Raw genomic sequence first — 15,391 nt, forward strand, 5'->3', positions numbered from 1 at the left:
TCTTACAAGACTGTAAGGATGGCAGCCCTGCCTGTAAGCACGGCCGCCGTCCTTTTTACGTTATGCTTAATTCACGTTAAACAGAGAGGAAACATCATGACACTATTAGCCGTTAATCATCTTAAAAAAGAATACAAATCAAAGCGCTCAACCCAAAAGGTTCTCGCCTTAAAGGACGTGGACTTCCAGGTCAACGAGGGCGAGTTCATCGCCATCATGGGGGAGTCGGGTTCTGGTAAGTCCACCTTGCTAAACTGTATCGCGACCTTGGACAAGCCCACTGCCGGCCACATTCTCTTGAAGAATGACGACCTGGCTAACTTGAAGGACAAGGACCTGGCCGCCTTTCGTCGCGACCACCTTGGTTTCGTCTTCCAGGACTTCAACTTGTTAGACACTTTGTCCGTTAAGGACAACATCTACCTTCCACTAGTGCTCGCTAAGAACACCAAGGGTAAGGAAGAAAAGCTGGCTCACCTAGCCAAGCAGCTCGGTATCGAAGACCTCTTGAACAAGTACCCCTACGAACTCTCCGGTGGACAGCAACAACGTGTGGCCATCGGCCGAGCCTTAATCACGAAGCCCGAATTACTGCTCTGTGACGAACCAACTGGGGCCTTGGATTCCAAGAACGCCGCCGACATCTTAAACCTCTTCGATGAATGCCACGAAAACGGACAGACCATCTTGATGGTTACCCATTCATCCCTTTCGGCTTCCCATGCCGGACGAGTGCTCTTCATCAAGGACGGTACCGTCTTCCACCAGCTCTACCGGGGCGACAAGTCCGAGCAGGAAATGCTCGTGGCCATCAACGAGGCCATGACCAACCTACTGGGAGGGCAGTCTTAAAATGTTTTACGTGAAACTCGCTTTCGACTCGCTTCGAAAGAATAAGGAAAGCTACCTGCCCTTCCTCCTCGCTGGAACAGCCGCGGTAGCGCTGAACTTCTTAGTTCAACTGCTCATCTACTCATCAGGTGTTAAGAACCTACAGTTCGCCTCCGACATCGTCCGTCTGCTACTCGTACTCGGACAGGTCATCATCGGCCTGCTCTCCCTGGTCATCATGATCTACACCTACTCCTTCTTAAAGAAGGGCAAGGAAAAAGAGTTTGGCCTTTATAGCATTCTCGGAATGAAAAAGTCGGACTTGGTCAAGATTTCTTTGATTCAACAGGCCATGTCCTTTGCCATCACCATCGTGACCGGTCTGATCACAGGCTTCGTTTTCGCCAAGCTGATGATTCTTTTGCTCGTTCGCATGGTGGGTGGTAAAACTTTCGGGATGGAACTTTCCCTCCCCGCCTTGGCCTGCACCATCGCCTTCTTCTTTGGCGTCTATGCGGTACTGACCATTATCGATGCCATCGCAGTCGCTCGCACCAAGACTTTGGACCTAATGAAGTCCGAAAAAAAGGGTGCATCGGCTCCTAAGAACCGCTGGCTCTTCTTCCTCTTCGGTGGCGCTGCCCTTATCTGGGGTTACGGTCTGTCATTGACGGTGCCATCCCCCATCAAGGCAGTCAACCAGTTCTTCTTCGCCGTTCTGCTTGTGGCGGTGGCCACCTACCTCCTTTTCATCGCGGCTTCGACTTTGATTTTGAAAGCCCTGCAAAAGAAGGAAGGCTACTACTACCAAAGTAAGCACTTCATTACCGTTTCCAACATGCTCTTCCGTATGAAGCAAAACGCCGTTGGACTAGCCTCGATTGCCTTACTCACTACCATGACTTTGGTCGTGACCGTGACGACGGCATCGATGTACTTTGGTAAGGCCGACCTCGTTCAGAAAATGTTCCCACGAGACGTTGAGGTAGCCCTCGAAAACAAGGGCATTACAGAAGAACAGGTCGATTCACTTGTTAACAAGTACGACTTAAAAGCATCTGGTAAGTACACGCAAACCGTATCACTGCCAGCCCGTGCGGCCATGTCAAAGGATCAGCACTTCACTAGCACGGAGTACGCAAGCAATGCCAACGAACGTAACATTCAGTTCATGACCTTGGACGAATACCAGGCCGCAACCGGCGACAAGCAAAGCCTAAAGGCCAACCAGGTCTTAGCCTACGGTCGTAACGGTGGCAAACTAACCCGCTCTGACATTTACTTGGGTAAGGACCGCTACAGCGTCAAGCAAAACCTGAAGAGCATCAAGGGTATGCCATCTGCATCGGCCGATAGCACCGCTTCCTTCGTCTTTGTTCTACCAACCGAAGAAAGCCTGCAGTCCGCAACCAAGACCTTCTTCCCAGAGGTGGATGAGTCAAAGATCATGCAAACCAGCTACTTCTTTAACATTAGCGGTTCAGCAAAGCATGAAGAAGACTTCTGCAACGCCCTCGATAACTACCAGGGCCAGAACATGTCCTTCCAAGTGAAGTCCATGACTGAAAAAGTCATGAACGGTATCTACGGTGGCTTCTTCTTCATCGGGATTCTCTTCTCGATCTCCTTCATCCTGGCCACCGGCTTGATGATTTACTACAAGCAGATTTCCGAAGGAAAGGCCGACCAGGCCCAGTTCGAAATCCTGCAAAAGGTGGGAATGTCCGAAGGGGAAATCAAGAAGACCATCCGCTCACAAATCATCTGGCTCTTTGGTCTCCCAATCGCCGTTTCACTCATTCACTTGAGTTTCGCCATGCCAATGATTAACAAGCTGCTCCTAGCCTTCTCAGTTCCCGTAACCGGCGCCGTTTACGTGGTAATGGCGATGACCATTCTCCTGATGGTGACCATCTACTACATCATTTACAAGATTACTTCCCACACCTATTACAAGCAGGTCACGGAATTAAATTAAGGCACAAAAAAGTCGTTCGCGAATGCGAACGACTTTTTCATTTACTTATTTTTACCAGTTAAATCCACGTCTTGCAGTGGGATAACCTTGGTCTTCTTTGACCACTTGTAGCCCAAGTAAGGAATCACAAAGATTGGCACGGACAAGTAAGTCACGGCAATCTTATCCCATTCCCAGTGCGCAAAGGCTTCGGGATCTTGCAGGAAGATAACAACCAAGGACATGAAAAGTGCAAAGATTGGACCGAATGGGAACCACTTTGCCTTGTATGGCAAGTCGTTGACATCGTTGCCCTGTGCCACGTAGGCCTTACGGAAGCGCAAGTGGGCGATGGCAATCCCCATCCAAGCCAAGAATCCAGTCAAACCAGAAGCGGCAACCAGCCAACCGTAGACAACGTTGCCGCCCTTCATTTCTGAAGTAAAGGCCACAAGGCCAACGCACATCGTCAGCAAGAGTGATGCCCATGGCACACCGTGCTTTGTTAGGCGACCAAAAATCTTTGGTGCCTGACCCTTCTTAGCCAATGAGTAAAGGGTACGGGTTGAAGCGTAAGTTCCTGAGTTGGCGGCTGACAAAACAGAAGTCAGGATAACCGCGTTCATCAAGGAAGCAGCGAAAGCAATACCAGCGTTCTTAAAAACGATGGTAAATGGTGACATCATGACGTTACCGGAATCGGCAGCGGACATCAAACGTGGGTCTTGGTAGTAAACCAAGGCTGAAATCACGAAGATGGCCCCGATGTAGAAGAGCAAGATACGCCAAAAGACCGAGTGAATGGCCTTTGGCACAGACTTGCGTGGGTCCTTGGCTTCACCAGCCGTAATCCCAATCAATTCGGTTCCCTGGAATGAGAATCCAGCCACAACGAAGACGGAAAGGACACCTTGCCAACCGCCAACGAAACCGTGTTGACCAACTGAAAGGTTGCGGACAACGTCCGTGTTGGAATGAATGATACCAAAGATAGCCAAAACCCCAATGAAGAGGAAGAAGCAGATGGTAACAACCTTAATCAATGACAACCAGAATTCCGTTTCACCGAAGGTGCTAACGGAGAAGAGGTTAATCAAGAAGATTAAGAACAGTGCAATCGCCGAGAAAATCCAAGATGGAACGTCTGGTAGCCAGAACTGAGCAACCAACCCAACCGTCACTGTATCAACGGCTAGGGTAATGGCCCAGTTAAACCAGTAGTTCCACCCTAAGGCGAAACCAAAGGCTGGATCAACGAAGCGGTTCCCATATTCTGCAAATGAACCCGACGTTGGTGCAAAGGTTGCCATCTCCCCAAGGGAAGTCATGAGGAAGTAGACCATGATTCCGATGATGAGGTAGGCCAAGATAGCACCGAATGGTCCGGCCTGTGAAACTGAAGCACCCGAGGTCAAGAAGAGCCCGGTTCCGATTGACCCACCGAGGGCAATCATCGACACGTGGCGTGTCTTCAATTCATGTTGAATTGTATTTTCATTTGTTTCTGCCATGAGCAAAAACCTCCGTTTGATTTTTCAAACAAAAAACCTACTCTTGTATCAAAACAAAAGTAGGCGTCATCACATTTTTTAAGCATGATAGCAAAGCGCACCGTTTAAAAAACGACAGTCCATGAAATCTTTTTCCATGTCCCAAGCTCTGCACTCCCCCGAGTGGAAAACTTTCGGCAACCGCACCTTTTGTACCGGGTCATCGTCTTGGGTAGACTAGCCGGCAGGACTGATTTTGGTCGCAACCTCTTTGTTTGTATTTTTAGAATAGCATAACTAAATTTTACCGTCAACACCGAAGAACTGCTGCCAGTGCTTTGAAAGACGGATGTACATCCCCGCAGCCGTGCGGAAGAACCAGTAGCCGAAGAGGGCGGAACCAATTAAGGTTGTCACTGACACATCGTAATCAACGATGGAAGCAGCGGCCAAAATTAGCCAGAAGAAAATCATCAAGCCGGACAAAGTCGACTTTACCCAGTAGGCCAGTGGCAAACGTACCACAAGGACCTGCTGAATTTGGAAGAGCAAGAATGCCCAAATCGTATTGGACAGTGCTGGCATCATTTGCAGCAAAACCGGCCCATCGTCCCAGTAGAAGAAGGTCAACAATGACCAGGCCCAACACATGATAATCAAAATCGATGAGCAGGCCAAGGACCACCAGAAACCAACTTTGAAGCCGAGGGTTCTTAGGAAGGCCGCCCAAACAATGGTTAGCAACCAGGCCATCCAGAAGTTCTTCAACAGGTAGGCCGGTCCGAAGAGAAAGCCGAGCTTTGAATTCGCGAGCGCCTGAATCGCAATCGATCCAGCTGCGTCAAACAAAGTCAAAAAAGAGGAGTTAAAGCGGAGCATCCCCGACAGAATGATAAAAATAATTAATGCAAAGAGTGGCAGGAAACGTCTCTTTTTCAGTGGATAAATCAATGAATTTGCGACCTTTCATCTAATGTTCTGCAATGGTGAATGTTTATCCGAAGTAGTTAATGCCCATTGCTGCACGCACTTGCTTCATAGTTTCTTCGGCCTTGGCATTGGCCTTGTCAGATCCGTCCTTCAACATCTTCAAGACAGCATCCATGTTCTTGGCGTATTCCAAACGACGTTCGCGGATTGGTGCCAATTCAGCTTCCATGACGTCAATCAAGTGCTTCTTCAACTTCATGTCGCCGAGTCCACCACGTTGGTAGTGGTCCTTTAGTTCTTGAACACGCTTCTTATCTGGATCAAAGATGTCCAAATAAGTGAAGACAACGTTGCCCTCCACGTGACCTGGATCTTCCACACGAATGTGCGTTGGGTCCGTGTACATGGACTTGACTTTTTTGGCCAAAGTCTCGGCATCATCTGACAGGTAAATCCCGTTGTTCAAAGACTTTGACATCTTAGCATTACCGTCGATACCAGGCAAACGGCCCTGCCCCTTAGGTGGGAAGACCCCTTCTGGCTCAACCAAAATATCTGTGTTGTAAGCGGAGTTGAAAGAACGAACCAGTTCACGGGTCTGTTCAATCATTGGCTTTTGGTCGTCACCAACCGGCACCTTTGTTGCCTTAAAGAGGGTAATATCAGCAGCCTGGGAAACAGGGTAAGTTAAGAATCCGGCTGGGATTCCTTCGCCGAAGCCCTTTTGCTGGATCTCAGTCTTAACTGTTGGGTTTCGTTCCAAACGGCCCAGTGAAACCAAGTTCATGTAGAACATCGTCAATTCGGCCAAAGCTGGAATCTGTGATTGCACGAAAATCGTTGACTTGCTTGGATCAATCCCAACAGCCAAGTAATCAAGGGCCACTTCAGTCAGTGACTTCTGAATCTTTTCTGGGTCGCGGGCGTTATCAGTGAAAGCCTGTGTATCCGCAATCATGATGTAAGGGTCATAAATCCCCTCGTTCTGCATTGCCACACGGTTCTTCAACGAACCGATGTAGTGCCCGATGTGCAATTTTCCAGTTGGTCGATCGCCGGTTAAATAAATTTCTTTTTCCATGGTTGCTTTTATTTCCCTTTATTTTCTAACCACTCTATTATATCGAATTGTATAAAGTCTTGCAGGATAGCTTTGTTATTGGTATATTATTAAGAACAAATTAAAAACATTTAATGAAAGTGAGGTCGGTACTATGAAATATGCAGTTGTTGGAGCAGGTGCCATGGGCTTGCGCTATGGGCTTTTACTTCAAGAAGTCGCTGGCAAAGAGGTTGAGTTCGTTGAGCCAACCAAGGAGTCAGTTGATAAGATTAAGGCTCAAGGTAACGTTGTCTACCAATCACGAGATCATGAGGACCGACATCCGGTCCCAGTAAAGGTCTTTTCACCAGAAGAATACGAAGGTAATCCTGACGTCTGGATTTTCTTTATGAAGCAGATGCAGATGGAAGAGACTTTGAAGCGAATGGCGCCCCACTTCAAGGACCACCAAGTGGCCGTGGGTGCGATGAATGGTATGGGCCACATCGAAAAGCTCCAATCCTACTTTAAGGATGACAAAATCATTGGTGGAACAGCCATGATTGCCACAATCTTGAGCGATTATGGTGATGTTGACTTCATCGGTAAGTCAAATTCAGGTGCTTCTGCCTACTCAAACTTGTCTGGTGTGAAGACTGCCGAGACCCAAGAGGTCATGGAAGATTTCCAAGCCGCCAATTTGAACCCAACGTACTCAAACAACTTTATGGGTACCTTGTTGACAAAGGTCTTCTTCAACGCCGTTGAGAACTCCATTGCAACGATGTTCCAAGCACGAATGGGTAACTTGTTGTCATACGACCAATTCGTCCCAACCATCGCCAAGCCATTGGTTGATGAAGCCTACGATGCTGCGGCAGCAGCCGGCATCACCTTGCTTGAAACACGCGAAGAAATGTTGATTCAAGTGGATTACGTTGCCCGTGAAGTGGTACCACTCCACTTCCCTTCAATGTACCAAGACTTTGTTAAGAACCGTCCAACAGAAGTTGATTATATCAACGGTTGGATTGCTGACTTAGCTGAAGAACACGGTGTCGCAGCGCCAACGCAGCGTTTCATCACAGGTTTGGTTCACTTGGCCGAAGCCATGCGTGAATTTAACCCACCGGTTAACCAGTTGGAAGTAAAGTAATTCATTAAAAAAAGCCTCTTACCAGGGGCTTTTTCTTTTGTCTACAATTTATAAATCAAGCAATGACTATTAAAAATGTAAACAAAAAAGCCGCAAGCAAAGCTTGCGACTCTTTAGTAGCCCGTGAGAGAATCGAACTCTCGATTCCGCCGTGAAAGGGCAGCGTCTTAGCCACTTGACCAACGGGCCATGGTCAGTTGTTGTTTCATATCGCTATCAAACAACTATGTTAGTATAGCAAGTAGACGCTACCCTCGTCAATAGGAAATCTAAAATATTTTTATTTTAGTACCAATTGTATTGGTTGTGGTGAGCCAAAGCAGCTTGAGCTGAACCATAACGATCGGCAATGTAAGCCTTCATGGCTTGCAACTGGTCTTGGTAATCGGCAGTGTTTCCACCGTAGCGAGCACGCAATGATGGTGACAATTGACCGATTCCGTAGTAAATACCGTTTGTGGCGTTTACGTTACCACCAGATTCCTTGTTAATAATGGCTTGCAAAGCAGCTTCTTCAGAAGAGTCCGTGCTTGTTGCAGTTGATGTATTAACAACTGTTGCTGATGATGAGGCGGAAGCAGCCTGTGCCTGTGAAGCAGCAGCTTGTGATGCAGCAGCCTGTGAGTCAGCTTGACTTTGAGCAGTTGCTGAATCAGCTTGTGCTTGTGAGTCAGCCTGGCTTTGGCTATCTGTATTGGTTGTCTGCGTGTTCTGTGTTGCGGCTGCAGTACCAGTCGTCTTCAAAACTTGTCCGACTGACAACTTACTTGCATCTTGAATATTGTTCAATGATGCCAAATTATCAACTGTTGTGTTGAAGCGTTGTGCCAAAGTCCAAAGGTTATCCCCTGATTGAACCGTGTAGCTTCCAGTGTTTTCATTTGAATCGGTAGTCGTTTGATTTGAATTGTCTGAGCTTGTTTGGTCGATAACCAAGTTTTCACCAGCGTAAATCTGGTGAACGTTTTGAATGTTATTTTCCTTAGCTAGTTGGTCAACACTGACGTTGTAGTCTTTAGCGATACTTGTCAATGTTTCGCCTGAGCGAATGGTGTGTTGCTTTGCACTATTGGCAGAAGCAGCGTGGTGACCTAAAGCAACTGATCCAGCAAGTCCTGCAGCAACTAACAACTTATTCTTAATAGTCATGTGTAATCTCCTTTTCTGTAACTCATTTCAAGAGATGTTTCCACTTCCTGAACTTACTCTATGTCCTATGATACACCCCTAAAGTTTAAGTACACATTAAATATGCAAAAAAACTTTTAAAAAACATAAAAAAAGGACTAGCTTTCGCTAGTCCTTTTCACTTCTTATCGGCCTGAGCGGATAGAAGCAACATGAATTCGGTTAACAGCTCGCATCAACGCGACTTGAGCCATCTTGATTTCACGGTTATCGTTGACCTTTTGTGCTTCAGCCAAACGTGCTTGCGCACGTTCTTTGGCACTCTTAGCTCGATCAACATCAATATCGTCAGCGACTTCGGCTGAGTCGGCAATAACCGTTAATAGGTTATGTGAAAACTCGGCAACTCCACCGTTAACGGCAAGGGAACGTTGCTGATTGTCTTTTTTAACAATCATTTCATCGATGGCCAGCGCTGCCAAAATTGGCTCGTGGCCAGCCATGATTCCCATCTGGCCACCCTTAGTGTTAATTACGGCAATTTCGGATCCAGATTGATCAAAAACTTGACCATCTGGTGTCACGATTCTCACTGTAATACCAGTCTGTTGTTGTTCTTGTTCAGCCATGGATTACCCCCTTATTGGGCCATTGACTTCGCCTTATCCACCACTTGTTCGATGGGACCGACGTTACGGAAAGCATCTTCAGGTAGGTCATCATACTTACCATCCAAGATTTCCTTAAATGAGCGAACCGTCTCAGCGATTGGGACGTATTCACCCTTTACGCCAGTAAAGGTTTCAGCAACAGCGAATGGTTGTGAAAGGAAGAATTGAATACGACGAGCACGGTTAACTGTAACCTTTTCTTCGTCTGACAATTCATCCATACCCAAAATGGCGATGATGTCTTGCAATTCACGGTAACGCTGGAGCGTCCGTTGAACTTCAGTTGCCACTTCGTAGTGTTCTTGGCCAACCACTTCTGGGTCCAAGGCTGATGACGTTGATGCCAAAGGATCAACGGCTGGGTAGATACCTTGTTGCGTTAATGAACGCTCCAAGTTGGTTGTGGCATCCAAGTGGGCGAAAGTCGTCGCAGGAGCAGGGTCGGTATAATCATCGGCAGGCACATAAACGGCCTGGATTGATGTAACGGCACCCTTCTTCGTTGACGTGATTCGTTCCTGGAGCTTACCCATTTCAGAAGCCAACGTTGGCTGGTAACCAACGGCTGAAGGAATACGGCCCAAAAGGGCTGAAACTTCAGAACCGGCCTGAGTGAAACGATAGATGTTATCGATAAAGAGCAAAACATCTTTTCCTTCGTTATCACGGAATGATTCGGCCATTGTCAAACCAGTCAAGGCAACACGCATACGTGCACCAGGAGGTTCGTTCATTTGACCATAAACCATGGCAGTTTGCTTCAAAACGCCAGATTCCTTCATTTCGTGGTACATGTCGTTACCTTCACGGGTACGTTCCCCGACACCAGTAAAGACAGAAATACCATTATGACCCTGGGCGATGTTGTGAATCAACTCTTGAATCAAAACGGTTTTACCAACTCCGGCACCACCGAATAATCCAACTTTTCCACCACGAATGTATGGCGCCAACAAATCGATAACCTTGATACCAGTTTCGAGAATTTCTCGAGAAGTAGTCAATTCATCGTATTCAGGGGCTGCCCGGTGAATTGGGTGACGTTCAACAGAATCGTCAATGGCACCAGCGTTATCAACTGGTTGACCCAAAACGTTGAAGACACGACCCAAAGTTGCTTCCCCAACGGGAACTTCAATTGGCTTACCAGTGTCTTGAACGGCCATGCCGCGCTGCAACCCATCCGTTCCGTCCATGGCAATGGTACGGACAACGCCGTTACCCAAGGCCAATGAAACTTCAACGGTCAAAGTCTTATCATCCCCTAATTGAACCAACAAAGCGTTGTTGATTTCAGGAATTTCGACTCCTTCATCAAAGGCCACATCAACGACTGGACCGATCACTTGTACGACTTTTCCAGTAGTCATGCTTGTTTCCTTTCTGTGTTAACGGTGTTAAACACCGCCCTCAATTTCTTATTCCAAAGCGACCATACCACCGGTAATTTCGGTGATTTCAGTCGTAATCTGTGACTGACGAGCACGGTTGTACTGCAAACTGAGTGTTGAAATCAAATCATCAGCAGAGTCAGTTGCAGAAGACATCGCTGTCGATGAAGCAGCGTGCTCGGTGGTTTTCGCATCGAGCAAGGCCTCAAAGACGAGGGACTGAATGTATTGTGGCAAAACCACGTTCAAAACAGTCGCTGTATCCGGCTCAGAATCGTAGGCAGACATCGTATCGAACGATTGTTCCTGCCCATCTTCATCCTCTTGTTCCTTGGTTTCTTCAACAACTTCACGTGTCAACGGAAGCAATTGGACGTTTCGTTGGTCCGCTTGCAAACGGTTAATGAAGTGGTTGTAGACCATGTGCAAAGAGTCAAAGGCTTCGGCTTCGTAAAGGGAAATCACAGTCTTTAGAACCTGACGAACCTCGTTAAAGGTAGGCACATCCGATAGACCACGGTGTTCCAAAGCAACGGTAAAGCCACGTTTCTTATAGAAGTCGGCTCCGTTACCTCCGATAGCCAAAATCACAGTGTTTTCTGGCGTTAAGTTGTGTTCCTTCATCAAGGCGTTTGTTTTCTTGATGATGTTGGCGTTGTATGATCCTACCAAACCACGATCAGAAGTCACAAGCAAGATTCCCGTTTTCTTAACAGGACGCTTGGCAACCATTGGCAAATGGGATGAATCAACGTTATCCAGGACGTGTGCTTCAATCAAATGTGAAACAACGGCCTTTAGACGGTAGGCATACTCATGGTAGCCCTCTGTCGAACGTTGGATTTGGCTCAACTTTGCAGTTGAAACCATCTGCATGGCTGACGTAATCTGACGAGTTTTCTTGGTAGAAGCAATTCGCCGCTTAATATCTTGTAAAGAAGCCATTTTGCCTCCTTTTATTTGTCAGCTGAAGAGCCTGTGTAGCTATCCTTAAAGGTCTTCACTGCAGCATCCATCTTATCGGTGTCAGGCAATTGCTTTGTTGTCACGATTTCGTTCAACAAATCCTTTTGACTAGCATCCAAGTAAGCGATGAATTCATCTTGGAAGTGTTGGATGTCAGAAACAGCAACATCGTCCAAGTAACCATGTGTCAATGCATACAAAACGAAGACTTGGTGTTGAACAGCCATTGGCTTGTGCAATGGTTGCTTCAAAACTTCAACCGTACGCTTACCACGGTTCAACTTAGCCTGCGTTGCCGCATCCAAATCAGAACCGAACTGGGCAAATGATTCCAACTCACGGTATGAAGCAAGGTCCAAACGCAATGTTCCGGAAACCTTCTTCATAGCCTTAATTTGGGCATCTCCACCAACACGGGAAACAGAAGTTCCGGCATCGATGGCAGGACGTACACCAGCGTAGAACTGGTCAGCATCCAAGAAAATCTGTCCATCGGTAATTGAAATAACGTTGGTTGGGATATATGCAGACACATCACCAGCTTGCGTTTCAATGATTGGCAAGGCCGTCATTGATCCACCACCTAGTTCGTCTGACAACTTGGCTGCACGTTCAAGCAAACGTGAGTGCAAGTAGAAGACATCACCAGGATAGGCTTCACGACCAGGTGGACGACGAAGAATCAAAGATATCTCACGGTATGCCGTTGCTTGCTTTGATAGGTCATCAAAGACAATCAAGACATGCTTACCGTTGTACATGAATTCTTCACCCATTGCTGCCCCAGCATATGGTGCCAGGTAAAGCAAAGCAGCTGCTTCAGCAGGCCCTGCGTTAACAACAATTGTGTAGTCCATTGCGCCCATCTTCTTGAGCGTTTCAACTTGTTCACGAACCGTTGAATCTTTTTGACCAACCGCTACGTAAATAACGATCATATCTTGGTCTTTTTGGTTCAAAATCGTATCGACAGCAATTGAAGTCTTACCTGTCTTACGATCACCGATGATCAACTCACGCTGACCACGACCGATTGGAACAAGGGCATCAATCGCCTTGATACCTGTTTGCAATGGTTCAGAAACTGACTTACGAGCCATGACACCAGGTGCCTTGGCTTCGACAGGTCGAGTCTTTGTAGTATTTAGGTCGCCTAATCCATCAATGGGTTGTCCCAAAGCGTTGACGACACGCCCAATCAATTCTTCACCAACAGGAACTTCCATTACGTGTCCTGTTCGCTTAACTGTATCCCCTTCACGAATACCTTCTGAGGAACCTAAGACAATGATTCCAACTTCAGATTCTTCAAGGTTTTGGACCATACCATAGGCACCGTTGTTAAAGGTAACCAATTCACCGGAAAGGGCGTTTGCCAAGCCAGTTGCTCGGGCAACACCATCACCGATATAGGTAATCGTTCCAATTTCTTCTACAGTCAGTTTTGTGTCGAACTTTTCGAGCTGCTGCTTAATTAAAGCAGAAATTTCTTCAGCTTGAATCGCCATGTCTTTTCCTCACTAACCTAGTAACTCTGCCTTCAATTTGGCAATTTTCGTCTTCAGCGATCCGTCAATCAAAATTGACTTGGATTGCATGGACACACCCGCGATCAACTCGGGGTCGACCGTGTAGGTTGCTTCAACCTTCTTTGCCCCGCTTTGCTTTTGGAAGGCTTGTGCTAAGCGTTCCTTTTGACTATCATCAACTGCTACGGCTGAAGTGATGACAACACTTTCAATACCCTGGCGTTCTTGATAAAGGTCAAAGAATCGGTTAACGACTGCCCCAAACAATGCGAAGTGGTGGTGACTCAACAAAATTTTTGTTAAGTTCACAACACCTTGGTTAGCACCCTTGGTTAATGTGTCCAATAAGGAGACTTGGTCTTCTTCTGAAATCGTTTGCGCGGATAGCAAAGCCGTTAATTTCGGATTCTTTGTTACCACATCGTTCACGACTTTCAAGTCAGCCAGTAGGCTGTCAAAAGAATCTTGATCGGAGCCGTACGCCAAAAGCGCTTCGGCGTATTGTTCGACCACTTTTTCCTTTTTGTTAGCCATCTGTCCTCCTTACTGCTGGCCTAATTCTGCTAAGTAAGCATCAATTAAGGCTCGCTGGTCATCAGCAGATAATTCCTTTTGAATCAACTTGGAAGCGATGGTTACAGACAAGTCTGCCACGTCCTTCTTGGCCGTGTTCATCGCATCGTTCTTCATCTGCACAGCATCTTCTTGGGCTGATTGGCGCATGCCAGCAACCTGCGTATTTGCTGCTTGAATCAATGAGTCGGATTGTGCTTGAGCGGACTTCTTAGCCGTCTCAATCATCTGGCTCGCTTGGTTCTTTGATTCAGAAAGTTCCTTTTGGCGTTGTTCAACCAAGGAAGCAGCATCTTCACTCTTTTGTTGAGCGTCATCTAAGTCCTTGTTAATCTTATCCGCACGTTGGTCTAAGACCTTTGTTAAAGGTCCATAGGCCACCTTCTTCAAAATGACCATTAGTAGGAGGAAGGCAACAATAATAAAGACCATATCGCCAAGTGGCATCGCCTTTGTCATTAATAATGTTTGCGCCATCTTTTATCTCCTCTAAGGATTCCTCTTACTTGTTGATCAAAGTAAAGGCCATACCAACAACGATGATTGGCAAGGCTTCGGCCAAGGCCAATCCAAGGAAGGCACGTGACAAAAGCTTTCCAGCCAATTCAGGTTGGCGAGACATTCCGGCCAAAAACTGTGAGTACATCACACCAACACCGATACCACCACCAATGGCGGCTCCGGCAAAGGCGATTCCAGCTGCAATAACACCTAAGTTCTGTAAATCCATTTGCTTTCTCCTTTAGTTACGAAAGAGCTTTCTTCTACTATTGGATGATAACGGTCCCCCGCGTCTGCTACTAGCAGTAGTTCCACACTACTCTTCGCCGGATAACTGCGCCGTGAAGACGGCTGTTAACATAACGAAAACGTAGGCCTGGATGCCACCGATTAGTAATGAGAAGGCCTGCCAGGCCATCTCAAGCGGCAAAGCGATAATCCAGCCAAATCCATGTAATGAAAAGGCCATGCTTGCTAGCAAGTTCAACATTAATTCACCAGCAAAGATGTTTCCAAAGAGTCGCAAAGCCAGTGTCAAAAAGTTTGTCACTTGCTCAACGAAGTTCAGTGGGAACAACGCCGCATAAGGCTTCAAGAACATGTTCTTGAGATAACCGCCTAATCCTAAGGTCTTAATACCCGTTGCATTTGCCAGCATAATTGACATGATAGCCAAACTAAAGGCAATTAAAGGATCAGCCGTTGGCGATTTAATCAAAGTCACGTCAGAGGCTGTCTTAACTTGCAACAATAGTCCCATTTCATTTGATACTACTAAGAAAAGGAACAAAGTAAAGCTGTACAGGCCAAACTGACGGGCCAGATTGCTTGGCAACTGGTCTCCCAGAATTCCCCTAACAAAGTCCAACACATATTCAATCACGTTTTGACCACGTGAAGGCCGGATGGCCACCTTCCGCGTAAGGAAGACTGCCAACAAGACAACAACGGTCATTGCCAATAAGGTTGAGAGCACTGTTGTCCAGGTGAATGTCAGCCCTAGGAAAGAAAATGTTGATGTCGGTTCATCCATCGGTTTTCTCCTTTCTGCAATTTTCTATTTTGACGCAAGACATCTTGTCATCTCTCAAAATATACCCCCATAATACGCTCACTGTATTCTAAACACAAGGGAATATGTGCCATTTTCACAACCAAATGAGATTTTTTAAAGAAAAGAATCAATATATGCGACAGAATGATAAAAGTGTCGAAAAGGCCGATAA

15 protein-coding genes, 1 tRNA gene and 1 riboswitch are annotated in these 15,391 nt (G+C 46.7%); of the genes, 3 read left to right on the forward strand and 13 right to left on the reverse strand.

The genetic code is table 11. The annotated features are described in order from the left end of the window. Positions 1-96 precede the first annotated feature (96 nt). Both BMZ93_RS05855 and BMZ93_RS05860 read left to right on the forward strand, forming a co-directional pair. Positions 97-852, forward strand: a complete 756-nt coding sequence (locus tag BMZ93_RS05855; protein WP_091503118.1) for an ABC transporter ATP-binding protein — start codon at positions 97-99, stop codon at positions 850-852. 1 nt (position 853) lies between these two features. After that, positions 854-2,809 (forward strand): ABC transporter permease, encoded by a 1,956-nt coding sequence (locus BMZ93_RS05860; protein WP_091503119.1) that lies wholly within the window; start codon positions 854-856, stop codon positions 2,807-2,809. A gap of 41 nt (positions 2,810-2,850) precedes the next feature. Here BMZ93_RS05860 and BMZ93_RS05865 read toward each other — a convergent pair whose 3' ends face one another. The 3 genes from BMZ93_RS05865 to trpS all read right to left on the reverse strand — a co-directional run bounded on the left by BMZ93_RS05865 (position 2,851) and on the right by trpS (position 6,289). Further along, positions 2,851-4,299 (reverse strand): amino acid permease, encoded by a 1,449-nt coding sequence (locus tag BMZ93_RS05865; RefSeq protein WP_091503121.1) that lies wholly within the window; start codon positions 4,297-4,299, stop codon positions 2,851-2,853. An 85-nt stretch (positions 4,300-4,384) separates the two neighbouring features. After that, a riboswitch (Lysine riboswitch) is annotated at positions 4,385-4,558 on the reverse strand. Between the two features lie 17 nt (positions 4,559-4,575). Beyond that, a complete protein-coding gene (locus BMZ93_RS05870) occupies positions 4,576-5,229 on the reverse strand; it encodes a hypothetical protein (protein WP_143404279.1) in 654 nt (217 codons plus the stop codon). A gap of 43 nt (positions 5,230-5,272) precedes the next feature. Beyond that, a complete protein-coding gene (gene trpS / locus BMZ93_RS05875; protein ID WP_091503125.1) occupies positions 5,273-6,289 on the reverse strand; it encodes a tryptophan--tRNA ligase in 1,017 nt (338 codons plus the stop codon). 133 nt (positions 6,290-6,422) lie between these two features. Here trpS and BMZ93_RS05880 point away from each other — a divergent pair, with 133 nt between their 5' ends. Next, entirely contained in the window at positions 6,423-7,406 is a 984-nt protein-coding gene (locus BMZ93_RS05880) for a ketopantoate reductase family protein (protein ID WP_091503127.1), read from the forward strand. Positions 7,407-7,523: 117 nt separating this feature from the next. Here the strand turns inward: BMZ93_RS05880 and BMZ93_RS05885 are convergent. The 10 genes from BMZ93_RS05885 to atpB all read right to left on the reverse strand — a co-directional run bounded on the left by BMZ93_RS05885 (position 7,524) and on the right by atpB (position 15,198). Next, positions 7,524-7,595, reverse strand: a tRNA-Glu gene (locus BMZ93_RS05885). A gap of 96 nt (positions 7,596-7,691) precedes the next feature. After that, the gene (locus BMZ93_RS05890) at positions 7,692-8,555 is read right to left on the reverse strand and encodes a LysM peptidoglycan-binding domain-containing protein (protein WP_091503129.1); all 864 of its coding nucleotides are present in this window, start codon (positions 8,553-8,555) and stop codon (positions 7,692-7,694) included. A gap of 164 nt (positions 8,556-8,719) precedes the next feature. Then, a complete protein-coding gene (locus tag BMZ93_RS05895) occupies positions 8,720-9,163 on the reverse strand; it encodes a F0F1 ATP synthase subunit epsilon (RefSeq protein ID WP_091503131.1) in 444 nt (147 codons plus the stop codon). Between the two features lie 11 nt (positions 9,164-9,174). After that, the gene (gene atpD, locus BMZ93_RS05900; RefSeq protein ID WP_091503133.1) at positions 9,175-10,575 is read right to left on the reverse strand and encodes a F0F1 ATP synthase subunit beta; all 1,401 of its coding nucleotides are present in this window, start codon (positions 10,573-10,575) and stop codon (positions 9,175-9,177) included. 48 nt (positions 10,576-10,623) lie between these two features. Then, positions 10,624-11,541: a F0F1 ATP synthase subunit gamma gene (locus tag BMZ93_RS05905; RefSeq protein ID WP_091503135.1), complete on the reverse strand. Its 918-nt coding sequence runs from the start codon at positions 11,539-11,541 to the stop codon at positions 10,624-10,626. Positions 11,542-11,552: 11 nt separating this feature from the next. Then, positions 11,553-13,070, reverse strand: a complete 1,518-nt coding sequence (gene atpA, locus BMZ93_RS05910; protein WP_091503137.1) for a F0F1 ATP synthase subunit alpha — start codon at positions 13,068-13,070, stop codon at positions 11,553-11,555. Between the two features lie 12 nt (positions 13,071-13,082). Next, the gene (gene atpH / locus BMZ93_RS05915) at positions 13,083-13,625 is read right to left on the reverse strand and encodes an ATP synthase F1 subunit delta (protein ID WP_091503138.1); all 543 of its coding nucleotides are present in this window, start codon (positions 13,623-13,625) and stop codon (positions 13,083-13,085) included. A gap of 9 nt (positions 13,626-13,634) precedes the next feature. Then, on the reverse strand, positions 13,635-14,141 hold the full coding sequence (atpF, locus tag BMZ93_RS05920) for a F0F1 ATP synthase subunit B (protein WP_091503140.1): 507 nt from the start codon (positions 14,139-14,141) through the stop codon (positions 13,635-13,637). A gap of 25 nt (positions 14,142-14,166) precedes the next feature. Beyond that, complete coding sequence (gene atpE / locus BMZ93_RS05925) at positions 14,167-14,394, reverse strand: ATP synthase F0 subunit C (protein ID WP_091503142.1); 228 nt, start codon at positions 14,392-14,394, stop codon at positions 14,167-14,169. A gap of 87 nt (positions 14,395-14,481) precedes the next feature. Beyond that, on the reverse strand, positions 14,482-15,198 hold the full coding sequence (gene atpB / locus BMZ93_RS05930; RefSeq protein ID WP_091503144.1) for a F0F1 ATP synthase subunit A: 717 nt from the start codon (positions 15,196-15,198) through the stop codon (positions 14,482-14,484). Positions 15,199-15,391 lie beyond the last annotated feature (193 nt).

It is taken from the genome of Fructobacillus durionis, assembly GCF_900112405.1.
In the GTDB taxonomy this organism is placed as follows: Bacteria; Bacillota; Bacilli; order Lactobacillales; family Lactobacillaceae; genus Fructobacillus; species Fructobacillus durionis.